This is a genomic window from Pseudoroseicyclus tamaricis, assembly GCF_012070395.1.
In the GTDB taxonomy this organism is placed as follows: domain Bacteria; phylum Pseudomonadota; class Alphaproteobacteria; order Rhodobacterales; family Rhodobacteraceae; genus Pseudoroseicyclus_A; species Pseudoroseicyclus_A tamaricis.
The window spans coordinates 347,103-372,398 of the sequence record NZ_JAAFYS010000001.1 but is presented as its reverse complement, the minus strand read 5'-3'; the positions used below and the strand labels follow the sequence as shown (position 1 = coordinate 372,398).

17 protein-coding genes are annotated in these 25,296 nt (G+C 70.4%); 9 read left to right on the top strand and 8 right to left on the bottom strand.

The annotated features are described in order from the left end of the window. Positions 1–35: 35 nt before the first annotated feature. The 5 genes from urtE to urtA form a co-directional block, all read right to left on the bottom strand. The gene (gene urtE, locus GY170_RS01720; protein WP_163891093.1) at positions 36–731 is read right to left on the bottom strand and encodes an urea ABC transporter ATP-binding subunit UrtE; all 696 of its coding nucleotides are present in this window, start codon (positions 729–731) and stop codon (positions 36–38) included. Between the two features lie 8 nt (positions 732–739). Beyond that, positions 740–1,480 (bottom strand): urea ABC transporter ATP-binding protein UrtD, encoded by a 741-nt coding sequence (gene urtD / locus GY170_RS01715; RefSeq protein WP_163889386.1) that lies wholly within the window; start codon positions 1,478–1,480, stop codon positions 740–742. Further along, complete coding sequence (gene urtC, locus GY170_RS01710; protein ID WP_163889384.1) at positions 1,481–2,716, bottom strand: urea ABC transporter permease subunit UrtC; 1,236 nt, start codon at positions 2,714–2,716, stop codon at positions 1,481–1,483. 162 nt (positions 2,717–2,878) lie between these two features. Continuing rightward, a complete protein-coding gene (urtB, locus tag GY170_RS01705) occupies positions 2,879–4,804 on the bottom strand; it encodes an urea ABC transporter permease subunit UrtB (RefSeq protein ID WP_203531131.1) in 1,926 nt (641 codons plus the stop codon). An 85-nt stretch (positions 4,805–4,889) separates the two neighbouring features. Further along, positions 4,890–6,176 (bottom strand): urea ABC transporter substrate-binding protein, encoded by a 1,287-nt coding sequence (gene urtA / locus GY170_RS01700; RefSeq protein WP_163891091.1) that lies wholly within the window; start codon positions 6,174–6,176, stop codon positions 4,890–4,892. Positions 6,177–6,636: 460 nt separating this feature from the next. Between urtA and GY170_RS01695 the strand changes: the two genes are divergently transcribed. Both GY170_RS01695 and GY170_RS01690 read left to right on the top strand, forming a co-directional pair. Next, positions 6,637–8,793, top strand: a complete 2,157-nt coding sequence (locus tag GY170_RS01695) for an esterase-like activity of phytase family protein (RefSeq protein WP_203531130.1) — start codon at positions 6,637–6,639, stop codon at positions 8,791–8,793. 174 nt (positions 8,794–8,967) lie between these two features. Next, complete coding sequence (locus GY170_RS01690) at positions 8,968–9,945, top strand: calcium/sodium antiporter (protein ID WP_163889378.1); 978 nt, start codon at positions 8,968–8,970, stop codon at positions 9,943–9,945. A gap of 56 nt (positions 9,946–10,001) precedes the next feature. On the opposite strand, the gene GY170_RS01685 is transcribed toward GY170_RS01690, so the two are convergent. Further along, positions 10,002–11,249 carry a sensor domain-containing phosphodiesterase gene (locus tag GY170_RS01685; RefSeq protein ID WP_203531129.1) on the bottom strand — a complete coding sequence of 416 codons (1,248 nt, stop codon included), beginning with the start codon at positions 11,247–11,249 and terminating at the stop codon, positions 10,002–10,004. Positions 11,250–11,570: 321 nt separating this feature from the next. Between GY170_RS01685 and GY170_RS01680 the strand changes: the two genes are divergently transcribed. The 4 genes from GY170_RS01680 (at position 11,571) to GY170_RS01665 (ending at position 18,427) form a co-directional block, all read left to right on the top strand. Continuing rightward, complete coding sequence (locus GY170_RS01680) at positions 11,571–12,560, top strand: DMT family transporter (RefSeq protein WP_163889376.1); 990 nt, start codon at positions 11,571–11,573, stop codon at positions 12,558–12,560. 718 nt (positions 12,561–13,278) lie between these two features. Then, a complete protein-coding gene (locus GY170_RS01675; protein WP_163889374.1) occupies positions 13,279–15,540 on the top strand; it encodes a CehA/McbA family metallohydrolase in 2,262 nt (753 codons plus the stop codon). A 287-nt stretch (positions 15,541–15,827) separates the two neighbouring features. Then, complete coding sequence (locus tag GY170_RS01670; protein ID WP_163891086.1) at positions 15,828–16,364, top strand: RNA polymerase sigma factor; 537 nt, start codon at positions 15,828–15,830, stop codon at positions 16,362–16,364. Further along, positions 16,361–18,427, top strand: a complete 2,067-nt coding sequence (locus tag GY170_RS01665) for a VWA domain-containing protein (protein ID WP_163889372.1) — start codon at positions 16,361–16,363, stop codon at positions 18,425–18,427. The genes GY170_RS01670 and GY170_RS01665 overlap by 4 nt, the downstream gene beginning before the upstream one ends. A gap of 336 nt (positions 18,428–18,763) precedes the next feature. On the opposite strand, the gene GY170_RS01660 is transcribed toward GY170_RS01665, so the two are convergent. Continuing rightward, positions 18,764–19,525 (bottom strand): hydroxypyruvate isomerase family protein, encoded by a 762-nt coding sequence (locus tag GY170_RS01660; protein WP_163889370.1) that lies wholly within the window; start codon positions 19,523–19,525, stop codon positions 18,764–18,766. A gap of 121 nt (positions 19,526–19,646) precedes the next feature. Beyond that, a complete protein-coding gene (locus GY170_RS01655) occupies positions 19,647–20,210 on the bottom strand; it encodes a DUF1285 domain-containing protein (RefSeq protein WP_163891084.1) in 564 nt (187 codons plus the stop codon). Between the two features lie 151 nt (positions 20,211–20,361). On the opposite strand from GY170_RS01655, the gene GY170_RS01650 reads away from it, so the two are divergent. The 3 genes from GY170_RS01650 (at position 20,362) to GY170_RS01640 (ending at position 25,283) form a co-directional block, all read left to right on the top strand. Beyond that, positions 20,362–21,384: an AAA family ATPase gene (locus tag GY170_RS01650; RefSeq protein ID WP_163889368.1), complete on the top strand. Its 1,023-nt coding sequence runs from the start codon at positions 20,362–20,364 to the stop codon at positions 21,382–21,384. Further along, positions 21,381–22,268 (top strand): DUF58 domain-containing protein, encoded by an 888-nt coding sequence (locus tag GY170_RS01645; RefSeq protein WP_163889366.1) that lies wholly within the window; start codon positions 21,381–21,383, stop codon positions 22,266–22,268. The genes GY170_RS01650 and GY170_RS01645 overlap by 4 nt, the downstream gene beginning before the upstream one ends. 216 nt (positions 22,269–22,484) lie before the next feature. Further along, on the top strand, positions 22,485–25,283 hold the full coding sequence (locus GY170_RS01640; RefSeq protein ID WP_163889364.1) for a DUF4159 domain-containing protein: 2,799 nt from the start codon (positions 22,485–22,487) through the stop codon (positions 25,281–25,283). Positions 25,284–25,296: the final 13 nt, after the last annotated feature.

The window sequence follows — 25,296 nt, the reverse complement described above, 5'->3', positions numbered from 1 at the left end:
GCGATTGCCGCAGGCGAGCGCCGTCCCGCCGTCCCTCAGATCGTCACGCAGGCCAGGAGCCGCTCCCGGTCCACCTCGGCCCGCGGCTCGTTCATCTCGACGGCGCCCCGCCGGATCGCCACGAAATGGTCGGCCAGCTCGTAGGCGAAGTCGAAGAACTGCTCCACCAGCACCACCGCCATCTCGCCCTCGTCGCGCAGCTGCGCGATCACGTGGCCGATCTGCTTGATGATGTTCGGCTGGATGCCCTCCGTCGGCTCGTCGAGCAGCAGCACCTTCGGCCGCGTGATCAGCGCCCGCGCGATGGCCAGCTGCTGCTGCTGCCCGCCGGAGAGATCCCCGCCCCGGCGCCCCGCCATCTCCTTGAGTACCGGGAAGAGCTCGTAGATCCGCTCCGGCACGCCCCGCTCCGCCCGGCCAAGGCAGGCGAAACCGCTCTCGAGGTTCTCCGTCACGGACAGAAGCGGGAAGATCTCCCGCCCCTGCGGCACGTAGGCGACGCCCGCCTTCGCCGCCGCGTGGGCTGAGGCGTGCACCAGCTCTCGCCCGTTCAGCGTGATCGTGCCGCGATCATAGGGGTGGCGGCCGGAGATGGCCTTGAGGAGGGAGGTCTTGCCCACCCCGTTCGTGCCCATCACCGCCGTCACCCGCCCCGCCTCGGCCGTCAGGTCGACGTCGTAGAGGATCTGGCTCTGACCGTATTTGAGGGTGAGCCCCCGGACTTCCAGCATCGCCATCGTCACCGCCCCAGATACACGTCGATCACCTCCTGGTTGGAGGTGACATGGTCGATCGAGCCCTCCGCGAGCACCCGCCCCTCGTGCAGCACCGTCACCTTGCACTCAAGCCGGCGCACGAACTCCATGTCATGCTCCACCACGATCACGGCGCGCGTCTGCGCGGCGCGCTTCAGGAGATCCGTCGTGTGCTGCCGCTCCGCCGGCGTCATCCCCGCCGCCGGCTCGTCCACCAGCAACAGGCGCGGCTCCTGCGCCAGCAGCATGCCGATCTCCAGCCATTGCTTCTGCCCGTGGGAGAGCTCGCCCGACGGGCGCTCCAGCTCGTCCGTCAGGCCGATCTCTTCGGCCAGCGCGTCGATGCGCTCGTCATCCGTCGGCCCCTTGGGCCGGAGCCAGACGGCAAAGGCGCCGCGCCGGTTCTTGAGCGCCAGCTGCAGGTTCTCCCGCACGGACTGCGCCTCGAAGACCGTCGGCCGCTGGAACTTCCGCCCGATCCCCTCCTGCGCGATGCGGCTCTCCGACATGCCGAGGAGGTTGCGGCTCATCTCTCCCCAGAGGACGCGCCCCTCGTCGGGCTTCGTCTTGCCGGTGATGATATCCATCATCGTCGTCTTGCCGGCGCCGTTGGGGCCGATGATCGCCCGCATCTCCGGCTCTCCGATGGAGAGCGAGAGGTTGTTGATCGCCTTGAACCCGTCGAAGGTGACGGAGACGCCGGAAACCTCGAGCAGCGTCGCCATCTATTCCTCCTCCCCTTCCCGCTTGCGCCAGGCGCCCACGTCCGGCCCGTAGTCGCCGGTGCGGCCCTGCTTGACGGGGCGGTTGATGCCCAGCAGGTCCACCAGCCCGCCGATCCCCTTGGGGAAGAACAGCGTGACGAGCACGAAGACGAGGCCGAGCAGCACCAGCCACCAATCCGTCCAAATGACCCGGTAGAACCCCAGGTCGATGGGCGGCGCCCCGCCCCCGGTGAACCAGGTGGAGGCCAGCGAGACCAGCGCCGCGCCGATGACCGCCCCGTAGAGCCGCCCGCGCCCGCCGATGGCGACCCAGACGGCAAGGTAGATCGAGGCGATGGGCGCGATCTCCGCCGGGTTGATGATGCCGGCCTGCGGGTAATAGAGCGCCCCGGCGATGCCGGCGACGACGGCGGTGATGGTGAAGACGAAGAGCTTGTAGCTCTCCACGTGGTAGCCGAGGAACCGCACCCGCGCCTCGTCGTCGCGGATCGCGCGGATCACCGAGCCCATCTTGCCGGAGACGACCCAGCCAAAGAGCACGTAGCCGAGGCCCAGCGCGAGAGCGGAGGCCCAGAAGAAGCGGATGGAAATGACATCCTGCCCGAGGTCCTCGCCCGGCATGTTCTGCAGACCCGAGAGGCCGTTGTTTCCGCGCAGGCCCGAGTCGTTCTGAAAGAGGTAGAGCGACAGAGCCAGCGTCATCGCCTGCGTGAGGATGGAGAGGTAGACGCCCGTCACGCGGCTCCGGAAGGCCAGCCAGCCGAAGACCAGCGCCAGGAGGCCCGGCACCAGCACCACCGCCAGCAATTGCAGCGGCAGCGAATGGGCGAAGGCCCAGATGGCGGGGAAGTCGGAGGAGCCGACAACCCCGAAGATCTGGGAGCCGATGGCGTCCGACACCTCCTGCGGCGTCGGCGGCAGGGTGGCCCCGGCGAGGGAGGAGACGACGATCTCCTCCGTGCGCGCATACATCAGCCACATGCCGATGGCGTAGCCGCCGATGCCGAAGAAGGCGAAATGGCCGAGGCTGAGGATGCCGCAATAGCCCCAGACGACATCCATCGCGATGGCGACGAGGCAGAGGCAGAGCGTGCGGCCGAGCGTCTTCACGAAGGAGGTGGAGATGGCGCCGGAGCCGGCCCCTGCGCTCATCAGCGTTACCGCCAGCGTGAAGACCGCGAGCAGGCCGATGAAAACGAGGATGCTCGGGTTGCGGAAGAAGAAGCTACGCTGCATCGGGGCGCTCCGCCGCTGCCGGGGAGACGGAAATCGCGCGATTTCCGTGCACGATTTTCGCGCGAAAATCGTCTGCGGAACGTCGGGCCCGGGGAGCGGAAACCATATGGTTTCCGCCCGCGATTTCCATATGGAAATCGCCGCGTGTGACGTACGTCATTCTCAATCCCCCGCCGCGCGGCCCTTGAGGGCGACGATGCCCTTCGGCCGGAACTGGATGAACAGGATGATGAAGAGGATCATGTAGGTCTGCGCCGCCAGCGTGTTGGACGGGTTGAACCACTCAATCCCCTTCTGGAGGATGCCGATCAGCCCCGCCCCCGCCAGCGTGCCCCAGACATTCCCCACCCCGCCGACGACGACGGTCATGAAGCTCTGCACGATATAGTTGGCGCCCATCTCCGAGGTCACCTGCGCGTAGAGCCCGATGGCCACCCCCGCGATGCCGGCGATGCCGGAGCCGAGGCCGAAGGTCAGCATGTTGATCCGGTCGGGGTTGATGCCCATCGAGGCGGCCATGCCGGGGTTCTGCGTCACCGCCCGCACCTCCAGCCCCAGCCGCGTGCGGTTGAGCAGCAGCAGCAGGCCGACGAGGAAGATCGCCGCCAGCACGAAGATGGCGATGCGGATGTTGGAGATGGAGATGATGTCGTTGATCTCCATCTGCCCGCCCAGCCACGCCGGCGAGGTCAGCGGCCGGGCCTGGGTGCCGAAGATGTTCTTGGCGAGCTGCTGCAGTGCGATGGAAATGCCGAAGGTCGCGAGCAAGGTCTCCAGCGGGCGATGGTAGAGGTGGCGGATCACCAGCCGCTCCAGCAGCACGCCCGCGGCGAAGGTGACGGCGAAGGCGAGGGGCAGGGCGATGACGAGGCTGACGGTGTAGTCCGGCACGATCTGCTGGACGACATAGCCCGTATAGGCGCCCATCATGATGAACTCGCCATGCGCCATGTTGATGACGCCCATGACGCCGAAGGTGATGGCGAGGCCGATGGCGGCGAGGAAGTAGATCGAGGCGAGCGACAGCGCGTCGAGCGCGATGTCGGCGAACTGGTAGAGCGCCACGCGAGTCTCGATGGCGCCCAGCGCGCCGCGGGCGGCGTCCGTCACCGCCGGGTCGTCCTCGTAGTAGACCTGGTAATAGACATAGGCGTCGACCAGATCGTCCACCTCGTCCTCGGAGACGAAGGGCGGCACGGTGCCGGACTCGGCCAGCGCCTCGTAGGCGCGGATGCGGGCCGCCGGGTCGGACATGGTGGCGACGGGCACGCCGGCTACCGCGTCCCCCTCGATATTCGCCTGCAGCGCCGCGGCAATGTCGGCATCGGAGACCCGGGGTGAGGCGAGCCCTTCCTCCGCCAGCTCGGCATAGGCCTCGTCGCGCGTCAGCTCCCGCTCGCCGGCGAGGTTCTCGCCCTCCGGCAGCGTCTCGCCGATCTCGTCGGAGGCGCCGAGGATCTGGTTGAGCGTGGCGCGCACGTCGATGGAGGTGTCGCCGGCCATGGAGTCGATGGCCGCGACCCGCGCCTCGGTGCTCTCGCCGAAGCGGGCCGTCAGGATCGACGCCAGCCGCTCCTTGCGCTCGCGGATCGCCGGGCTCGGCTCGTCCTCGATGGAGTTCAGCAGCGGCGCCAGATGCTCCGGCTCGGGCGAGCGGGCGATGGCGTCGAGCGCGGCGATGCGGCGGGAGGCATCGTCATCGGAAAGCTGGAACTGCACGAGGGCGGAGTTGATGACGCCCCGCACCCCGGCATTGACGCGGATGTTATTCATCTCGCGGCTGGAGGCGGTGCCGACCGGCTCCCCAGTGTCGATATCGATGAGGGTGAGCGCGTCGTCCCCCTCCTCGGCGTAGAAGAAGAGGCCGTCCTCCGGGCGCTGCCAGACCTCGCGGGCGGCGTAGCGTTCGAGGAAATCCAGCACCTGCGGCAAGTCACTCTCCAGCACCGGCTCCAGCGCCTCGGCGATGGTGCGGCGGGAGGGGTCGCCAATCTCTTCGGCGTTCTGCTGCAGGAGGGATTGCAGATCCTGGGCCAGGGCGGCGCCGGCCGCGAGGCACAGGGCGCAGGCGAGGAAGAATGCGCGCATCGGTTTCTTGCTGCCCCGGGTCATTCGTTGGGTGGAAAAGGGGGGCGATGGCTCGCCCCCCTTCAGGGTCCTGCCGTGGCAGGCCTCAGTAGTTGGACGTCATCTGGACGCAGGTCTCGGTCTCAGTGTTGTACATGCCGCAACCGAGTTCGACCCAGTCGGACTCCAGCACCGCCGATTCCGGCAGGAAGTCCGTCCACGCGTCGCCGGCGACCGGCTCCGTCTGGGAGATGATGTCGAACTGGCCGTCCGCCTGGATCTCGCCGATGAGCACCGGCTTGGTCAGGTGGTGGTTCGGCAGCATCTCGGCCGTGCCGCCCGTCAGGTTCGGGAAGGTCTGGCCGACCATGGCCTCGATCACCGGGTCGACGTCGGTCGTGCCGGCTTCCTCGACCGCCTGCACCCACATGTTGAAGCCGATGTAATGGGCTTCCATCGGATCGTTGGTCACGCGGTCCTCGTTGCCGATGTACTCGTGCCAGCTGGCGATGAACTCCTCGTTCTCCGGCGTGTCGGCGGACATGAAGTAGTTCCACGCCGCGAGGTGGCCGACGAGATCGGCGGTGTCGAAGCCCGAGAGCTCTTCCTCGCCGACGGAGAAGGCGACGACGGGGATGTCGGCGGCGTCGATGCCGGCGGAGGCGAGCTCCTTGTAGAAGCCGACGTTGGCGTCACCGTTGATGGTGGAGATAACGCCGACCTGGCTGCCATCGGCGGCCAGCTCCTGCACGTCGGAGATGATCGTCGACCAGTCGGACTGGCCGAAGGGCGTGTAGTTGACGAAGATGTCCTCTTCCGGGATGCCGTGGTCGAGCAGGTACTGCTCGAGGATGTTGTTCGTCGTGCGCGGGTAGACGTAATCCGTCCCGAGCAGCGCGAACTTCTCGACGCCCAGCTCTTCGAGGAAGTAGTCGACGGCCGGGATCGCCTGCTGGTTGGGCGCGGCGCCGGTGTAGAAGACGTTGTAGGAGCTTTCCTCTCCCTCGTACTGCACCGGGTAGAAGACCAGGCCGTTCAGCTCTTCGATGACCGGCAGGACCGATTTGCGGCTGACGGACGTCCAGCAGCAGAAGATGACGTCGACGTTCTCGACCGTCAGCAGCTCACGCGCCTTCTCGGCGAAGAGCGGCCAGTCGGAGGCCGGGTCGACGACGACGGGCTCGAGGTCACAGCCGAGCAGGCCGCCGGCGGCGTTCTGCTGCTCGATGAGCATCAGCATCGTGTCTTTCAGCGTCGTCTCGGAGATCGCCATCGTCCCCGAGGTGGAGTGCAGGACGCCGACCTTGATCGGGCAATCCGTCTCCTGCGCCGCGGCGGTGGTGGCGAAGGCCGCCGCCCACATCGCGAATACCGCTGCCGCGGCGAGTTTCATCAGCTTCATCTTGGAGCTTCCCCCGTTGTTGATCCGGCCGCTGCCGGCTCTCGTTTTCCTGCGCCGCAAGAGGGCCCGGGTCAGGGCCGTGGTCCGGCGCCTCCTCCCCTTTGCCCCTGCGCCGCGGTCCATCGTCGGGCGCGCCGTCACGAAAGCGCGACTGCGGCGCGATCCACCTTCCGCAGGGGCCACCGCACCTCGCAACAACTGTCAGGGTTGCCAAAGATTTCATCGCTTCCCGCAGCGCGGATTTTGGGCAGGCGCCGGCAGAACGGCCAAGAACCGGGCAGATCGTAAAGTCGCTGTCGCGCCTGTCGGCAATATGCCGTGACGACGTGGAAGCTGCGCGCCGGAGCGCCGCGCGCCGCGCGGCTTTCATCCAGCCGTCATCCTCCTGTCACCCGCCCGTTACCGGCCCGGCCCATGCCCGCGGCGGACTGACATGAAGGAAACAGCCGCAATGACGTTCACCGCCCGGACAGCCACCTCCCTCGCCGCCCTGGCCGCCGCCACGCTCGGCGCCGGCGCCGCCTCGGCGCAGGAGATGGCCTTCAACCGCATCGCCAGCTTTGCCACCACCGGCAACAGCCCCGAGGCGGAAGAGACATCGGCCGAGATCATCGCCGCCTCGGAAGACGGCATGACGCTGATCTACACCGACAGCCCCGCCGGCGTCGTCGGCCTCATCGACATCACCGACCCGGCCAATCCCGCCCCGCTCGGCCAGGTGGAGATGGATGGCGGTGAGCCCACCTCCGTCGCCGTCTTCGGCGGCGTCGCCTATATCGGCGTCAACACGTCGGAGAGCTACACGGCGCCCTCCGGCTTCCTCATGGCGCTCGACATGGAGACCGAGGAAGAGATCGCCCGCTGTGACCTCGGCGGCCAGCCCGACTCCATCGCCGCCAGCAAGGACGGCGCCTTCATCGCCGTCGCCATCGAGAACGAGCGTGACGAAGACCTCGGCGACGGCCGCGTCGGCCAGATGCCCGCCGGCGACCTCGTGCTGGTGAACACCGCCGAGAATGGCCTCGATTGCGACAGCCTCTCGCGCGTCGACGTCACCGGCCTCTCCGACATCGCCCCGGAAGACCCCGAGCCCGAGTTCGTCGACATCAACGACGCGGGCGAGATCGTCATGACGATGCAGGAGAACAACTGGCTCGTCGTCGTCTCTGCGGATGGCGAGGTGCTGAACTCCTTCTCCGCCGGCACGGTCGACCTGACCGAGATCGATGCCACCGAGGACGACGCCTTCAGCTTCACCGAGAGCCTGACGGACATCCCCCGCGAGCCCGACGCGGTGAACTGGATCGACAATGACCATTTCGCCACCGCCAACGAGGGCGACATGGACGGCGGCAGCCGTGGCTGGTCGATCTTCCACAAGGACGGCACGCTGGTCTACGACAGCGGCAACAGCTTCGAGCATGCCCTGATCGAGATCGGCCACTACCCGGAGGGCCGCTCCGAGAACAAAGGCGTCGAGCCCGAGAGCATCGAGTTTGGCACCTTCAATGGCACGCCGATGGTCTTCGTGGGCTCCGAGCGCGGCTCCGTCGTCGGCGTCTATGACGTGACCGACCCGGCTGCCCCGGTTCTCGCCCAGCTCCTGCCCTCCGGCATCGGGCCGGAAGGCTACGTGGTGATCCCCGAGCGCAACCTGCTCATCTCCGCCAACGAGACCGACCTCGGCCCCGATGGCGGCATCCGCGCGCATGTCATGATCTTCGAGTATCAGGAGGCCCCCGCCGCCTACCCGATGCTCACCTCGGCCGGCTCGGAAGAGCTGATCGGCTGGGGCGCCATCTCCGGCATGGTCGGCGACGGCTCCACGATCTACGCGGTGAACGACAGCTTCTACGCCGGCTCGCCGATGATCTACACGATCGACACGACGACCACCCCGGCCACCATCACCGATGCGCTGCCCATCCAGTTCGGCGATCACATGCTCGACCAGGAAGGCATCACGCTCGACGGTGAGGGCGGCTTCTGGGTCGCCTCCGAGGGCAAGCTGGAAGAGGGCTTCTACAACGCCTTCTACCACGTCTCCGCCACCGGCGAGATCCTCGAAGAGGTGCGCCTGCCCGAAGAGCTGGAGGCGGTGCAGACCAACTCCGGCTTCGAGGGCGTCACGATGGTGGGTGGCGTGCTCTGGGGCGCCCAGCAGCGCCCGTGGGAAGATGACGCCGAGAACACCGTGAAGCTGATCTCCTACGACACCGCCACCGGCGAGTGGGGCGCCGTCGCCTACCCGCTGGAGGCGGCCGAGACCGGCTGGATCGGCCTCAGCGAGATCGTCGCCCACGGCGACTACGTCTATCTCATCGAGCGCGACAACCAGATCGGCGCGGATGTGGCCGTGAAGCAGGTGACCCGCGTGGCTCTCTCCGAGATGCAGCCGGTGCCGCTGGGCGAGGACTACCCGGTCGTCACGAAAGAAGTCGTCTATGACATCGCCCCCGACCTGCTGCAGCTGAACGGCTATGCGCAGGACAAGGTCGAGGGCCTCGCCTTCACCGAAGACGGCACGATGTGGATCTCCACCGACAATGACGGCGTCGATGACCACTCCGGCGAGACGCTGTTCTGGAGCGTCGAGCTGCCGATGTAAGCGCCGCCCCATTGCGGGATGGCTCGGGCGGGCGGGGGAAACCCCGCCCGCCCTGCGTTTGCAGAAGGGGGGAAAAAGCGGCGCGGAGAGACACTGGCCTTTTCCCGGGCCCCGACCTCACTACATGCCCCGCCAATGACCGTCGGCAGGGGCCGGCGGCGGGGAGGTCTCATAATGGTTGAAGTCTGGTTGCCGCTGCTCGGCGGCCTCGTGATGTTGATTGCCGGCGGGGAGCTGCTGGTCCGCGGCTCGGTGCAGGTGGCGACGCGGATGGGCGTCTCGCCCCTCGTGATCGGCCTGACGCTCGTCGGCTTCGGCACCTCGACGCCGGAGCTTGTCACCTCCGTCCAGGCGGCGCTCTCCGGCGCGCCGGGCATCGCCTACGGCAACGTCGTCGGCTCGAACATCGCCAACATCCTGCTGATCGGCGGCGTCGCGGCGCTGCTCTTCCCCATCACCGTGCAATCCTCCGCGCTGAAGCGCGACGGCGCGGTGATGGTGGCGGTGGCCGTGGCCTTCGCGCTCGTCGCCGCGCTGCTCACACCCGGCCGGCTGACCGGCCTCGTCTTCATCGCGGCGCTGGCATTCTATGTCTGGTTCGCCTTCCGGCAGGAGCGGCAGGCCTCGGCCGGCGGCGCCGTCCAGCAGAAGAGCACCGCCCTGCAGGAGGCGGACCCGGCCCTCGCCCCCGGCAAGGCCGCGCATGGCCCCGCCTGGATCCCGGTGCTGCTAGCCCTCGGCGGGCTGGTGCTGATCATCCTAGGCGGCGGGTTCCTCGTCGACGGCGCCGTCTCTCTGGCGCGCGGCTTCGGCATCTCCGAGACGGTCATCGGGCTGACCATCGTCGCCATCGGCACCTCGATGCCGGAGTTCGTGACCTCCGTCGTCGCCGGGCTGAAGCGGCAGAGCGACGTCGCCTTCGGCAACATCATCGGCTCCAACATCTACAACCTGCTCGGCATCGGCGGCTTCACCGCGCTCCTGGCCCCCGGCGCCGTGCCGGTGGAGATCGTAACATTCGACAACCTCGTCATGGTCGGCGTGTCGCTGCTCTTCGTCGGCCTCGCGTGGACAGGCTATCGCATCGCGCGCTGGGAAGGGGCGGCGCTGCTCGGCGGCTACGGCATCTACGTCTGGTCGATCTGGCCCTGAGCCGGGCGCCGGGCCGTCCGCGGCCCGGCCCCTGACACCTCGCCCCGGGGCCGGGCTCAGACCGCCTGCGGCAGGGCCCGCGCGGCGAGCCACGCCTGCGTGCCTGCGAGGTCGACCGGGCGGCCGATGTGGTAGCCCTGCCCCTTGTGCACGCCGAGGCGGCGGAGCGTGACCAGCTCCGCCTCCGTCTCGATCCCCTCGGCGACGATGCGGGTGCCGATCTCGTCGGCGAAGTAGACCATGCCGCGCACCAGCGAGCGCTTGGCGGAATCGGTGTCGATGTCGCGCACGAGGCCGAGGTCGAGCTTCATCACCTCCGGCTTCAGCCGCAGGATCTGGGTGAGGCCGGAATGGCCGGCGCCCACGTCGTCGGCGGCGATGCGCACGCCGAGGGCGCGCAGCCTCTCGATCTCCTCCGAGACGCGCTCGTAATTCTCGATGATCGCATGTTCCGTCAGCTCCACCACCAGCCGGTGCGGCTCCGACGCCTCGGCGAGGGTGGCGAGGATGCCGGAGGTTACCGTCTCCGGCGAGGCATTGATGGAGAGGGAGGCCCCCGGCGGCAGCTGCGGCATCAGCGCCAGCGCCTTGCTGACCGCCAGCGCCTCCAGCTCGATCTGCCGGCCGAGCGCGTTGGCCTCGGAGAACCAGACATCCGGCGTCCGGTAGGGGGTGCCGGAGAAGCGGCTGAGCGCCTCGAAGCCGGTGAGCTCACCGGTGGCGAGCTCGACGATGGGTTGCAGAACGATCTGCAGCCCCTCGCCGCCCTGCAGCAGGCCGTCGATCCGCAACGCCGCCTCCGCCTGTTCGGCGCGCTTGATGAGGGTCTTGTTGAGCTGCCCGGCGGCGATGGCGGCGAAGGTCTCCATCACCCGCAGGTCGCGCTCGTTGAGGGAGGGGTTCGGCGTCGGGCTGAGGCAGCAGAACATGCCGTAAACGCTGCCATCCTCGCGATGCACCGGCACGCTGACATGGCTGCCGATGGGCACGGCATGGGTGATCGGCATCTCCCGCGCGATGGAGAAGGCGCTGGTGTCGGGGATCAGCCGCGGCAGTCGTCCGTCTAGGATGTGCTGGCAGTAGACGGCGGATTTCTCGAGCTCCTTGCCCGGGAAGGCCATCTCCTCCAGCCCCGGCGCGCTGACGGCGCGGAAGATGGACAGGTCGCCCACGAATTCCGAGAGGTAGGCAACTTCCATGCCGAGATGCTGGCGCACCGTCTCCAGTGCGATATCGAGGATGTCGCGTCCGTCGCTCTCCATCGACGGGGGGTCCAGCACCATGGGCAGTTTTTCGAAACTCATCACTTCAATCTCCGCCCGCCTCCCCATCGAGGCCGGGCCGCCTCTTCGTAAATGTCCCGCCGCTCGCGAAACCGTCTGACCGAGACGCTCGGCGGCGGGGAATATATCCGCCCGCCTGCAAAGAATCGGTCACTTTCACCAAGTCCCTGATCTCTCAGGGCAGATAGGCAGCAATATGGCATCGTCCCGTTCAGCTTCGCGTTATCACACGTGAGCCGGCGTGGCTGTGACCGGGGCGCTACGGCGCAGGACACTGGGGGGCATTCGGGCCCGGGCTTGACGCCTCTTGCCCCGGAGGGGCGGCGCGCATAGCGCAGGGGCATGACCCCGCTCGTCGCCGCCCGCCCGGACCGCCCCACCCTCGGCATCGCTCTCATCTTGCTCGGCACCGCCGCGATCTCGGTGAACGACATGCTCATCAAGGCGCTCTCGGGGGGCTACCCGCTGCACCAGATGGTCTTCGCCCGCTCGGTTCTCGGCCTCGTCTTCACGCTGACGCTGCTGCAGTACGAGGGCGGCTGGCGGGCGCTGAAGACGCGGCGGCCGGGGTTGCACCTCGTCCGCGGGCTCTGCCTCGTGATCTCCAACATGGCGTTTTTCGCCGCCCTCGCGGCTCTGCCGCTGGCGGAGGCGACCGCGCTCTTCTTCGTGGCGCCGCTGTTCATCACGCTGCTCTCCATCCCCGTGCTGGGGGAGAAGGTGGGGCCGCTGCGCCTCTCCGCCGTGGCGGTGGGCTTTCTCGGCGTGCTGATCATGCAGCGCCCCTGGGCGGGCGGGGAGGAGCTGCACGCCTCCCGCCTCGTGCTGGCGCTGCCGCTGCTGGCGGCGCTGACCTACGCGGGCACAATGGTGCTGACCCGCCGCCTCGGGGCGGACATGCCGGCGGCCGCCATGGCGATCTACACTCAATGCATCTTCCTCGTCGTCGCGGTGGCCTTCTACCTTGCGGCGGGAGACGGGCGCTTCGCGGAGGGGCAGACGAACGAGAGCCTGCTCTTCCTGCTGCGCGCCTGGGTCTGGCCGGAGGGGAGGGACCTGTGGCTCTTCGTGGGGCTGGGCTTCTGCTCCGGACTCGTCGGCTACTGCCTCGCCGCCGCCTACCGGGCGGCGGACGCGGCGACCATCGCGCCCTTCGAATACGCCGGCCTGCCGCTGGCAGTCTTCTGGGGCTGGGCCGTCTTCGGGACGCTGCCGGCGCCGGTGACATGGGTCGGCATGGCGCTGATCCTCGCCTCGGGCGTCTTCGTCTATCTCCGCGAGCGCCGCCGCGGCCGCGAGGTGGCCGCGCGGCGCCCGACGCGGAGGTATTGAGGGCGGGCCGGGTGCCAAGGCCGTAGGCGGGCCCCCGGAGCCCCGGCCGCCGCTCCTCCTCCAGAGCGGAATCAAGCCACAGGTGCCGCGCGAGCGCCGGCCCGTCCCGGCGGCCTGGCGCTCCGGCTGGTCTTGGCGCTCAGCGGGCCGCGAAGAGGAGCTTGGCTGGCATAAAGCACTGAGCGCGGGCGTCGGAGCGCCATCCCACAGGCCGGCGTGCAAGGGTGGTGCATTTGGCGGGCCGGGAATGGTGGGTTGGAAACCCACCCTACGGGGACTCGCTCGGAACGCCGGACTTCCTGCCAAACGTCGCCGCTTCTTCCCCGCGCGGAATCAAGCCGCAGGCGCCGCGCGAGCGCCGGCCCGTCCCCGCGGGCTGGCGCTCTGGCTGGGCTTGGTGCCTCGCTCAGGGCGGGGAGGCGCTTGGCAGGGATAAAGCGCTCAGCGGCCACGTTGCTGCGCCACCCCACGGGCCGGCGTGAGACGTCAGTTCCTCTGGCAGACCATCACCGCCCGTCGCCTTGAAAGGTGAACCGCGCTCCTCGCCTCTGGCCGGCCATCCTTGCCCTTCCCGCCCCTCTCCCCCTACGTACGCGTCGCATTTCGACATCCAGACGCCGCTTTCGGAGAAACCGGTTGCAATCCGGCACTTGAGCGGCGCATTGTCTGACCAATCAAACAATTCATCCGACCAATCGCACCATCGAAAGGTTCGCCCATGTCCATCCGTACAGCGCTGCTGCTTGGCACCGCCGCCAGCCTCGCCAGCCCCGCCTTCGCCGATGTCTCCATCACCGAGGGCCCCTCCGCGATTCCCGACGGCGAGGCGCTCGCCTCCGGCGACATCACCGTCATGAACGACCAGCTGGCCTTCACGCTGGCCATCGACAGCCAGGCCCCCTGGGGCGTGCCGCGGGGCGCCATCGTCGACCTCGCCGCGGTGAAGGACGGCGCTGCCGATCTCGACCGTATCGCCTTCGCCGACTTCATCCCGAACAACTGGTCCGCCTGGCCCAATGACGGGCTGGAGGTGGAGATCGTCACCGACACGCCCGAAGAGGCGGTGATCCGCATCACCCGCAACTTCGGCGAGGCGGACCTCGCCACCACCTACACGCTGGAGGACGGCTCCGACGCCATCCACCTCGTCACCGAGATGACAAACAACGGCGAGACGGCGCTCGAAGGCCTGCTCTCCGGCTTCACGCTCTGGCCCGACAGCGGCTACCTCTTCCCGGTGCCCGGCGTCGTCGACGGCGACGTCGAGGGCGCGCTCTCCGACCGCGTCGTCGCCTATGACAGCGACTGGTCGATCGCGCTCCACGCGCCCTACTTCGACCATGTCGAGTACGATACCAAGGATCTCTACCTCACCCACACCCTCGCCCCCGGCGAGAGCCGCAGCTTCGAGGGCTGGCTGCAGGTCGGCGGCTCGGGCGATCTCGCCGCCGTCGTCGCCAACGAGATCTCTCGCGGCGAAGGCCCGGCCGGCACCGTCAGCGGTGACATCGCCGGCACCGACGGCGCCATCGAGAACGCCGTGCTCGTCGTCGAGAAGGACGGCACCCCCTTCGCGTGGACGCAGACGCCCGACGGCAGCTACGAGATCGACCTGCCCGCAGGCGAGTACAGCGTCTACGCCACCGCCGAGGGCTATTCTGACTCCGAGCCGCAGGCCCTCACCGTCAGCGCCGACGGCGCCACGACGCTGGACTTTGCCGACCTCGAAGCCCCGGGCACGCTCAACTTCACGGTGACGGACGATGCCGGCGAGCCGCTGGACGCGCGCATCACCATCACCGAGGGGCAGGCCCCGCTGGTGGAGTTCCTCGGCCGGCAGACCATCTTCACCACGCTGGACGAGATCGGCCAGGCCGAAGCCTCGCTGGCCCCGGGGGAGTATGTCTTCACCGTCGGCCACGGCGCCGGGTTCCTCGGCACCGGGCAGGAGGTGGACGTGACCGTCGAGTCCGGCGCCACGCAGGATGTCGAGGTGATGCTGGAGCTGCTGGCCCGCCCCTACGAGGACAGCTGGTACGCCTCCGACATGCACCATCACGCCGACCAGCTGGAAGGCACGACGCCGCCGGAATACCTCGCCCGCAGCGAGCTGGCCGCGGGGCTGGACCTGATCTTCGTCAGCGACCATGACAGCGTCGTCAACTACGCCGCGCTGGACGAGCTGGCCGCGAGCCGCTCCGTGCCCTTCATCCCGTCCATCGAGTTCTCCTCCTCCTGGGGGCACTTCAACGCCTACCCGATGGACCTGGACGCGACGCTGGAGGTCGACACCTCCACCGCCACGGCGGCCGAGATCATGGCCGAGGCGCGCCGCATGGGGGCCGACGCCATCCAGTCGAACCACCCGTTCATCCCCTATGGCTACCTCGCCAGCCTCGAGGGCGGTGTCGTGCCGGGCGGCTTCGCCCCCGATTTCGACCTGCTGGAGCTGAACGGAGAGGGCGACGACGCCGCCGTCTTCGCCCGCGCCGGCCAGCTGTGGAGCAAGGGCCAGCAGATCTACCTCTCCGCCGGCTCCGACGCCCATGACGTGTGGAACGACGGCACCGGCTCCGCCCGCGCCTACGTGCACGTGCCGGGTGAGCTGAGCGCCGAGGGCTTCGTGGCGAACCTCAAGGACGGCCACGCCTACATGACCCGCGGCCCACTCATCGAGCCCTCCGTCATGTTCGGCACGCAGATGCGCGCCGCTGCGGGCGAGGAGCAGACGGTCTCCTTCGACCTCACCTCCGTCAACGGGCTGGCCTCGGCCACGCTCGTCGGCCCCGAGGGCGAGATCGAGACGGTGAGCTTCGACGGCCAAGACGAGGCGACGGCGGAGTTTACCTTCACCCCCGAGGCCGGCGACGGCGCGGGCTGGGTCGCGCTGACGGTGACCGACGGCGCCGAGAAGAAAGCCTTCTCCAACCCGATCTGGATCAGCCCCATCGCCGAGGCCGACGTCCTGCCGATGGAGTGAGCCGTCGCTCATGACTGAGAGCTTGCCGGGCCGCGGACCAATCCGCGGCCCGGTTTTCGTCTGGGCGGCAAGGTCTGTGGTGGCTTGTTCAGAGCGTGTCGGTCAGGTTCGCGGGACGACGCGGACTCCGGATCGAGGCGCTGACCTGCCCGGACTCAAGCCGAAGGCGCCGCGCGAGCGCTTGCCCGTCCCGGCGGGCGCGGCGTTGGATGTGATCTGATCCGGAATTTTTTCGCCCCACCGCCAAGGATTGACCGCCGGCCCGCGTCCAACCATCCGTGATGCTGATGGAACGCGGCGACGAGACCCTTGCTGGGCTGGCGGCGGCGGGCGACGGGGAAGCCTTCGCCACGCTGCTCGCCCGTCATTACGACCGTCTCTTCGCCCTCGCTTTCCGCCTCACCGGTGCCCGCGCCGAGGCGGAGGACCTGACGCAGGACATCTGCGCAGCCCTGCCCGCCAAGCTCTCCCGCTTTCGCGGCGAGTCGCGCTTTTCCACCTGGCTCTACCGGGTGGCGGTGAACGCCGCCCATGACCGGCGGCGCCGGCAGGGCGCGCGGGCCAAGGCGGCGGATGGCTGGGGCGACTGGGAGCGGGCCCGGCAGGACGAGATGGCCGAGGCGAAGGCACGGGGCGAGTGGCTGCTCGCCGCCATGACCCGCCTGCCGGACGATCTGCGGGACACGTTGGCGCTGGTGCTCGACGAGGTGAGCCATGCCGAGGCGGGCGCCGTGCTCGGCGTCAGCGAGGGAACGATCTCGTGGCGCGTCAGCGAGGCCAAGAAGCGCCTGCGCGCCATGCGGGCAGAAGAGGAGAGCGCATGACATCCGGCGATGACGACCTCTTCGACATGGACGAGCTGCGCCGCGCGGCACGCGCCGCCACGCCCGCCCCCGATGCGGGGAAGAAGGCGGCGGACCTGCGCCTCGCGAGGGAAAATTTCGCCGCGCTCCAAGATTCGCGCGGCGGCGCCCGTCTCACCCCTGATCGCCCCGCCGGGGGCCCGTTCAGAGGAGTGAAACGGATGCTCGATGCTCTCACCAGCAAGGCCGGCCTCGGCCTGACCACCGCCGTCGTCGCCTGCGGCCTCGTCCTCGTCAGCCCCGCGGGGGAGGAGCTCTTCCAGCGCGCCCCCGGCCTCAAGGGCGGCTCCGCGCCCCAGCCGGCCGTGCAGGGCGAGGGCGATGCCGCCCGCATCGAACCCGCCGGCGACTGGCAGGACATGGAGGTCGAGCTCTGGGGCTACGACCAGCCGGCCGTCGAGGAAAGCGCCCCCGCGGGCGACGCTCCCGAAGCCGCCCCGCGCATGGCGCCCCCCGCCCCCGAGGCGCAGACCCGCATGGCCCCCGCCCCGGCGGAGGGGGAGGGCTTCGCCCCTCATGCCCTCTCCCGCTCGGCCGGCGACGCGATGCTCACGGCGCCCGCCCCCGCGCCGATGGCGGAGATGGCCCCCTCCTTCACCGAGCCGGCGCCCCTGCCGCAGGCGGACACGGAGGCCTTCGCCAATGCGCCCCAGACCGCGCTGAAGGTGACGGCGGAGGAGCCGGTCTCCACCTTCTCCATCGACGTCGACACCGCCTCGTGGTCGGTCATCCGCTCTTCCATCATGAACGGGCAGCTGCCGCCGGAAGAGGCGGTGCGCATCGAGGAGATGATCAACTACTTCCCCTACGACCTCCCGGCCCCCGAGGCCGGCGAGGCGCCGTTCCGCCCCACCATCGACGTCTTCGAGACGCCGTGGAACGCCGGCACGCAGCTAGTGCGCATCGCCCTGCAGGGCGAGATGCCCGCCGTCGCGGATCGCCCGCCGCTCAACCTCGTCTTCCTCGTCGATACCTCCGGCTCGATGGCGGCGCCGGACAAGCTGCCGCTCCTGCAGCAGAGCCTCCGCCTGATGCTCCCCCAGCTCCGGGCGGAGGATCAGGTGGCCATCGTCTCCTACGCCGGCACCGCCGGGGTTGCCCTGCCGCCGACCGCGGCGGGCGATCGCGAGACGATTCTCGCGGCGCTGGAGGGCCTCGGCGCCGGCGGGTCCACCAACGGGCAGGGCGGGCTGGAGGCGGCCTACCGGTTGGCGGAGGAGATGGGCGGCGAGGGCGAGGTCTCCCGGGTGCTGCTGGCGACGGATGGCGACTTCAACGTCGGCCTCTCCGATCCCGGCGCGCTGGAGGAGTACATCGCCGGCAACCGCGACAGCGGCACCTACCTCTCCGTCCTCGGCTTCGGGCGCGGCAACCTCGACGATGCGGCGATGCAGGCGCTGGCGCAGAGCGGCAACGGGCAGGCGGCCTACATCGACACGCTCTCCGAGGCGCGCAAGGTGCTGGTGGATCAGCTCACCGGCGCGCTCTTCCCCATCGCCGGCGACGTGAAGGTGCAGGTGGAGTGGAACCCGGCGGAGATCGCCGAGTACCGCCTCATCGGCTACGAGACGCGGGCGCTGGCCCGCGAGGATTTCGCCAATGACCGGGTGGATGCCGGCGAGCTCGGCGCCGGCCACCAGGTGACGGCGCTCTACGAGATCACCGCCGTCGGCTCCCCCGCCCGCCTGACGGAGGATCTGCGCTACGCCGCGGAGGCGCCGGAGGCTGCGGATCATGACGGAGAGCTGGGCTTCCTGCGCCTGCGCTGGAAGGCGCCGGGGGAGGACGCCTCGCAGCTTCTGGAGACGCCGATCGCGGCGGGGGCCGATGAGCCCGGGCAGGAGGCCGCCTTCGCCGCGGCCATCGCCGGCTTCGGCCAGCTCCTTACGGGCGGCGATTGGCTGGGCGAGTGGGGCTACGCCGAGGCCATCGCGCTGGCGGCGGAGAGCCGGGGCGAGGACCCGTTCGGCTATCGGGGAGAGGCTGTGCAGCTCATGCGGCTGGCGCAGGCGCTGAGCGAGTGAGGGGGGGCGGAGCAAAGCCCCGCTATCAGCGCCCCTGGGTCACCCCGCCCGAGCGGTGCCCCCGCCCGGTACGCGCCAAAGGCGCAGGGCGAGCGCCTGCCCGTCCCCACGGGCTGGCGCTCTGGTGGGGCTGGGTGCGTCGCTCAGGTCGGTGAGGGGTCTGGCTGGCATTAAGCGCTCAGCGGGAATGTCCGAGCGCCACCCCACGGGCAGGCACTCGCCCTGCGCCTGCAGCCGTTGCGCCAAGATTGGGACGGAGAGATCTGGCAGCAAACACGGCATCGATCCCTGCATGGTTGCGGGCAGACACCGGTCAGACTGCGACGGCGCCGCCGCTCATCCCCCCCGGGCAGCCCGCCAGCCGAGCCCGGCTTCGACCGTACCGCCGGGGCGATAGTTGCCCGTGACCCAGCCCTTGTAGCCGCTCTCGTCCATCTGGGCGAAGAAGGCCGGGTAGTCGATCTCGCCGCCGGCCGGCTCGTGGCCGCCGGGATAGCCGGCCACCTGCACGTGGCCGACGAGCGGGTGGAGGCGTGCCCATGTCCCCGCCACGTCGCCCGTCATCTCGTGGATGTGCCATGCGTCAAAGACGAGCCCCAGCTTCTCGGGGCCCACCTGCCGCACCACCTCCTCCGCGAGGCCGAGGTCGCCGAGCATGGCGCCCGGATGCCGGCGGGGAGAGACGGGGCGGATCAGCAGGCGGGTGCCCGTCGGCTGCTCCCGCGCGTGGGCGAGGTTGGCGAGCAACGTCTGGCGCGCCGCCTCCCCCTCCGCCTCTCCGGCCATGAGGATCAGGTTCTGCGCGCCCAGCGCCTTCACGTAGCGCAGCGCCCGGCGCAGGTCTCCCTTGAAGCGCACCTCCAGCCCTGGCACGGCGGCGAAGCCGCGCTGGCCGCCGGTGTAGTTCGGCGGCGGGCAGGCGATGGCGCTGACGGCGAGGCCCCTCAGCCGCAGCTCCTCCGCAAGCTCCGGGATGGGGGCGGAATAGGGGTCGGTCACCTCGACGGCATCGAATCCGGCATCGGCGGCACGGCCCGCCGCCTCTGTCAGCGACAGGCCGGGCCAGAGGGAGGCGAGGCAGGCGGCGAAACGAGGCATCAGGCCCGGCCCCCGGCGGCCGATTGCGATCTCATCAGATGTACCCCCTACGACGCCACGTCATTTCGGCCGACGAAACGGCCGTTTCACCCCGCCCTATTGCCGAAGAAGCAACGCAAGATCAAACATCTAGTTCCGCCGCCTCGATGATCGGAAAGAACTTGCCGGCCGAGCCGAGCCCGAACCAGCGCACGCCCTCCACCTCCTGCCGCTCGCCGATCTCCACCAGCCGGTAGAAGCTCTTGCGGTCGATCAGCGCCCAGAGGTCGGCGCGGATGTGGATGTAGGGCGCCGGCTCCCCCGTCTCCTCGTCGCGCTCGACGCGGATGGCGTGCTCCGGCCCCGCCAGCGCCCGGTCGCCGACATTGGTGAGGAAGGTCAGCCCCTCCGGCCCGGCCTCGAAATCCACCGCCACGAAGGGCGCGTCATCGACCCGGATGCGCACCTTCTCCACGGGGGTGACCAGGAAATACTCCTCCCCGTCCTTCCGCAGGATGGTGGAGAAGAGCCGCACCAGCTCCGCCCTTCCGATGGGCGTGCCGAGGTAGAACCACGTGCCGTCGCGGGCGATGCGCATGTCGAGATCGCCGCAGAAGGGCGGATCCCACTTGTGCACCGGCGGCAGGCCCCGCCCGCCGGCGGCGCGGGCCGCTCCGGCCAGCCTGTCGGCCGCGCCCTGGCTCATGCCGCCCGTCTGAACACCGCTCTCACTCACGTCATCCTCCCGCCCGCCGTTCGCGCGCTTCTCTCTGACTTGTGTTGCCCATTGGATTTGCGGAGCGCCCCCGATTGCTGGCAGGGTAGCAGCGTCACGCGCAGGGCCAAGGAGAATTGACATGACGGGCCGAGAAGAGACGGGCAGCGAAGACCTCGTCGCCGCCATCGAGAGCCTCGGCGCCCGCCTGGGCGAGGCCCGCACCGCTATCGCGCGCCGCTTCATCGGGCAGGAGCGGGTGGTGGACCTGTCGCTCGCCGCGCTCGTCTGCGGCGGCCACGCGCTGCTCGTGGGCCTGCCCGGTCTCGGCAAGACCCGGCTGGTGGACACGCTGGCGACCGTGATGGGCCTCGCCCCCTCGCGCATCCAGTTCACGCCCGACCTGATGCCATCGGACATCCTCGGCTCCGAGGTGCTGGAGACGGCCGCGGACGGCGCCCGGTCCTTCCGCTTCATCCCCGGCCCGGTCTTCTGCCAGCTGCTGATGGCCGACGAGATCAACCGGGCCTCCCCCCGCACGCAATCCGCCCTCCTTCAGGCGATGCAGGAGCGGGAGGTGACGATCGCCGGCCAGCACCACCGGCTCGGCCCGCCGTTCCACGTGCTCGCCACGCAGAACCCGATCGAGCAGGAGGGGACGTATCCGCTCCCCGAGGCGCAGCTCGACCGCTTCCTGATGCAGATCGACGTGCCCTACCCGACGCGCCAGACCGAAGCCGACATCCTGCTCGCCACCACCGGCGCGGCGGAGGGGCAGACGCACGAGGTCTTCACCGCTGCCGAGCTGATCGACGCGCAGCAGCTCCTGCGCCGGATGCCGGTGGGCGAGGGGATCGTCGAGATGATCCTCGATCTCGTCCGCGCCTGCCGCCCGGGGGAGCCCGAGGCGCCCGATTACATCCGCCAGTCGCTCTCCTGGGGCCCGGGCCCCCGCGCCGCGCAGGCGCTGATGCTGGGCGTGCGGGCCGAGGCGCTGATCAACGGCCGCCTCGCCCCCTCGGCGGAGGACGTGGCGCGCCTCGCCCCGCCGATCCTCAAGCACCGCATGTCGCTCGGCTTCGCCGCCCGTGCCCGGGGCGAGAGCCTCGATGGGCTCATCGGCCGGGTGACGGAAGACGTCACCCGCGTCGGCCGCGCCGCGTGAGCGCGCCCGCCGACCTCCGCTCGCGCGCCGAGGCGCTGGCCGATCCGCTGCCGCCCCTGCTGGCCTCGGCGGAGCAGCTGGCGGCGACGGTGGCGCTCGGCCAGCACGGCCGGCGGCGGGCCGGCCTCGGCGACAGCTTCTGGCAGTACCGGCCCAGCCACCAGAGCGACGCCAGCACCCGCATCGACTGGCGCCGCTCCGGCAAGACGGACCAGACCTTCGTACAGGACAAGGAGTGGCAGATCGCCCAGTCCGTCGCCCTCTGGGTCGACCGCTCCTCGGCGATGCGCCACGCCTCCTCGGACAGGATCCCCCAGAAGGCGGAGCGTGCCCGCCTTCTCGCCCTTGCCCTCTCCGCCCTGCTCATCCGCGGCGGTGAGCGCGTCGGCCTCACCGGCTCCACCGCGGAGGGCGACGGCCTGCCGCCCCGCCCGGGCGAGGCGCAGCTGGCCCGCCTCGCCAACGCTTTGGTGGGGGAGGAGAGCGCGGAATACGGCCTGCCGGGGCAGGAGGGGCTGCCGCCGCACTCGCGCGCCGTCTTCCTCTCCGATTTCCTCGGCGATCCGGCCCCGCTCGAGGCGGCCATCGCGCAGGCGGCGGATCGCGGCATCCGCGGCGCCTTCCTGCAGATCCTCGACCCGGAGGAGGAGAGCTTCCCCTTCCGCGGCCGCACCATCTTCGAATCGGGCGCCGGCTCCCTCCGCCACGAGACGCTGAAGGCCGACGCGCTGCGCCAGCGCTACCTCGATCGCCTCGCCGAGCGGAAGGACCGCCTCGCGCAGCTCGCCCGCATGTCCGGCTGGCTCTTCACCACGCACCTGACGTCGGAGCCGGCGGCCCCCGCCCTCCTCTGGCTCTACACGGCCCTGGACCAGCGCGCCTGACATGACCCGCCCCGACGCCCTCTCCCCCCGGCCCCGCCGCCCGGCCCCCGCGCCGCGCGCCGCGGCTCCTTCAACCTGCGCCTCCACGCGCGCCACCGCCCGCCCCGTCTCGCTGGCGTCCCGTCCGCCCTTTCATCTGGCCCAAAATACCTCGGGGGGTCCGGGGGGCAGCGCCCCCCGGCCGCTTTCCACCCGTGAACCGGCCGGAGCCGCGCGATGACCCTCCTCGGCCCCCTCGGCTTCACCGCCCCCTGGCTCCTCCTCGGCCTCGTCCTTCTGCCGATCCTCTGGCTGATCCTGCGCGCCGTCCCGCCTGCGCCGATCCGCCGGCGCTTCCCGGCCGTGGCGCTGCTCCTCGGCCTCGGCGACGAGGAGAGCCAGTCGGACCGCACGCCATGGTGGCTCCTGCTGCTGCGCCTCGCCGCCCTCGGCCTCGTCATCCTCGGCTTCGCCGGCCCGGTGCTGAACCCGTCGGAGCGCACGCCCGGCGACGGGCCGCTCCTCATTCTCGCCGATGCCAGCTGGGCCGACGCGCCCGACTGGCCGGCGCGCACCGACCGGATCGAGGCGCTGCTGGCCGAGGCGCGGCGTCTCGGGCGGCCCACCGCTCTCGTCGCGCTGACAGACCCGCCGGCCGAGGCGCCGGTCTTCGGACCCGCCGAGGCGCTCGCCCAGTCCCTCCCCGGCGTCCAGCCGCGCCCGTGGGAGCCGCAGGATCTCACCGCCTTCGCGGCGAGCCTCGAAGGGCCGTTCGAGACCTACTGGCTCTCCGACGGGCTCGAGCGGGCGAGCCGGGCGCCGCTCCTTTCCCTCCTGCAGTCGCACGGGCCGGTCAGCGTCTTCCAGACGCCGCGCTCCATCGTCGCCCTCCGCCCGCTGGCGGCCGAGGAGGGCGAGGTCGTGCTGCGTGCCACACGCACCCCCGTCGGCCCCGACCTCACCGTCACCGCCGCCGCCGTGGGGCTGGACCCGTCCGGCACCGAGCGCCCGCTGGCGGAGGCGGAGCTCAGCTTCGCCCCCGGCGAGGCGGAGGCCGAGGTGCGGCTCGACCTGCCGCCCGAGCTGCGCAACCGCCTGACCCGCGTCGAGCTGCCCGGCCGCCGCTCCGCCGCCGCCGTGCAGCTGACCGGCGACGCTCTGCGCCGGCGGGAGATCGCGCTGCTGGCCGGCGGCACCTCCGACGAGCTGCCCGAGCTGCTCTCGCCGCTCCACTACCTCCACGAGGCGCTGGAGCCCTCGGCGGACCTCATCGAGGGCACGCTGGGGGACATCGTGCTCGCCAACCCCGACGCCATCATCCTCGCCGACGTCGCCGAGATCTCCCCCGAGGAGACGCAGGCGCTGGAGGCCTGGGTGGAGGACGGAGGGCTCCTTCTGCGCTTTGCCGGCCCGCGCCTCGCCGCCGCCGACGTGGCGGTGGGGGAGACCGATCCGCTCCTGCCCGTGCGCCTGCGTGCCGGGGGCCGCTCCGTCGGCGGGGCGATGAGCTGGGGGGAGCCGAAGGCGCTGGCGCCCTTCGAGCCGGGCTCGCCCTTCTTCGGCCTGCCGGTGCCGCCCGATGTCGAGGTCAGCGCGCAGGTGCTGGCGGAGCCGGGGCCGGAGCTGGCGGCGCGCGTCGTCGCCGAGCTGGCCGACGGCACGCCTCTCGTCACCCGCCGCGAGGTCGGCGCGGGGCAGGTGATCCTCTTCCACGTCACCGCCAATGCCGAGTGGTCGTCGCTGCCGCTCTCCGGCCTCTTCGTGCAGATGCTGGAGCGGCTCGCCCTCACCGCCGGCGCCCCCGCCGAGCAGGCGGAGGCGTTGGAGGGGACGATCTGGCAACCTGAGCAGCTCATCGATGCCTTCGGGCGACTGGCGCCGGCGGATGACCTGCCGGGCGTGCCCGGTGCCCGCCTCGCCGCCGGCACGCCGGGGCCCGAGCTGCTGCCCGGCCTCTATTCCTCCGGCGAGCGGGCGCTGGCGATCAACGTCGGCTCCGAGGAGATGTCGCTCGCCCCCGCCACGTGGCCGGCGGACGTGCCGGTGGAGGGGCTCGCCGCCCGCGCCGAGCTGCCGCTGCAAGGCTGGCTGCTGGCGGTGGCGCTGGGGCTGCTGCTCCTCGACATGATCGCCTCCCTCGCCCTCAGCGGCCGCCTGCGCGGTGGCGGTCGGGGCACCGGTCGGGGAGCCGCCGCGGCACTGGCCATCGTCCTCCTCTCCGCCCTGCCCCCCGGCCCGGCGCGGGCGCAGGAGGGGGAGGCCCCGGCAGAGACCGGGACGGACCTTTTCGCCGAGATCGCCACCTCCGAGGTGGTGCTGGCCCATGTCCTCACCGGCGACGACACGGTGGACGAGCTGGCGGAGGCGGGGCTCCTCGGCCTGTCGCGCACGCTCTTCGCCCGCACCTCTGTGGAGCCGGGCCCGCCGATGGGCGTCGATATCGAGGCGGACGAGCTGGCCTTCTTCCCGCTGCTCTACTGGCCCGTGACGGCGGACATGGCGCTGCCCTCCCCCGCCGCCTACGACAAGCTCAACCGCTACCTCGCCGGCGGCGGGATGATCGTCTTCGACACCCGCGATTCTGATCTCGGCACCTTCGGCGGCAGCACGCCCGAGGGGCGGATGCTGCAGGCTCTCGCCCGGCCGCTGAACATCCCGCCGCTGGAGCCGCTGCCGGCCGATCACGTGCTCACCCGCACCTTCTACCTGCTGCAGGACTTCCCCGGACGCTTTGCCAGCCATGACGTCTGGGTCGAGGCGAGCACGCCCGATGCCGAGCAGCTGGAGGGGATGCCCTTCCGCAACCTCAACGACGGCGTGACGCCGGTGGTGATCGGCGGCAACGACTGGGCCGCCGCTTGGGCAGTGGACGAGATCGGCGCCCCGCTCCTGCCCATCGGGCGCGGGCAGGCCGGCGACCGGCAGCGGGAGCTGGCGCTGCGCTTCGGCGTCAACCTCGTGATGCACGTGCTGACGGGCAACTACAAATCCGACCAGGTCCATGTCCCGGCGCTGCTGGAACGGCTGGGCAATTGAGGGAGCGGCGCGC

Bases quoted from the DNA above. Each gene is read 5' to 3' on its own strand.
- urtB (WP_203531131.1), bottom strand. From the start codon at position 4,804: ATGCGCGCATTCTTCCTCGCCTGCGCCCTGTGCCTCGCGGCCGGCGCC.
- GY170_RS01660 (WP_163889370.1), bottom strand. From the start codon at position 19,525: ATGCCTCGTTTCGCCGCCTGCCTCGCCTCCCTCTGGCCCGGCCTGTCG.
- GY170_RS01695 (WP_203531130.1), top strand. From the start codon at position 6,637: ATGACGTTCACCGCCCGGACAGCCACCTCCCTCGCCGCCCTGGCCGCC.
- urtA (WP_163891091.1), bottom strand. From the start codon at position 6,176: ATGAAACTCGCCGCGGCAGCGGTATTCGCGATGTGGGCGGCGGCCTTC.
- GY170_RS01655 (WP_163891084.1), bottom strand. From the start codon at position 20,210: ATGAGCCAGGGCGCGGCCGACAGGCTGGCCGGAGCGGCCCGCGCCGCC.
- GY170_RS01640 (WP_163889364.1), top strand. From the start codon at position 22,485: ATGACCCTCCTCGGCCCCCTCGGCTTCACCGCCCCCTGGCTCCTCCTC.
- urtC (WP_163889384.1), bottom strand. From the start codon at position 2,716: ATGCAGCGTAGCTTCTTCTTCCGCAACCCGAGCATCCTCGTTTTCATC.
- GY170_RS01670 (WP_163891086.1), top strand. From the start codon at position 15,828: ATGGAACGCGGCGACGAGACCCTTGCTGGGCTGGCGGCGGCGGGCGAC.
- GY170_RS01665 (WP_163889372.1), top strand. From the start codon at position 16,361: ATGACATCCGGCGATGACGACCTCTTCGACATGGACGAGCTGCGCCGC.
- GY170_RS01650 (WP_163889368.1), top strand. From the start codon at position 20,362: ATGACGGGCCGAGAAGAGACGGGCAGCGAAGACCTCGTCGCCGCCATC.
- GY170_RS01690 (WP_163889378.1), top strand. From the start codon at position 8,968: ATGGTTGAAGTCTGGTTGCCGCTGCTCGGCGGCCTCGTGATGTTGATT.
- urtE (WP_163891093.1), bottom strand. From the start codon at position 731: ATGCTGGAAGTCCGGGGGCTCACCCTCAAATACGGTCAGAGCCAGATC.
- urtD (WP_163889386.1), bottom strand. From the start codon at position 1,480: ATGGCGACGCTGCTCGAGGTTTCCGGCGTCTCCGTCACCTTCGACGGG.
- GY170_RS01685 (WP_203531129.1), bottom strand. From the start codon at position 11,249: ATGAGTTTCGAAAAACTGCCCATGGTGCTGGACCCCCCGTCGATGGAG.
- GY170_RS01675 (WP_163889374.1), top strand. From the start codon at position 13,279: ATGTCCATCCGTACAGCGCTGCTGCTTGGCACCGCCGCCAGCCTCGCC.
- GY170_RS01680 (WP_163889376.1), top strand. From the start codon at position 11,571: ATGACCCCGCTCGTCGCCGCCCGCCCGGACCGCCCCACCCTCGGCATC.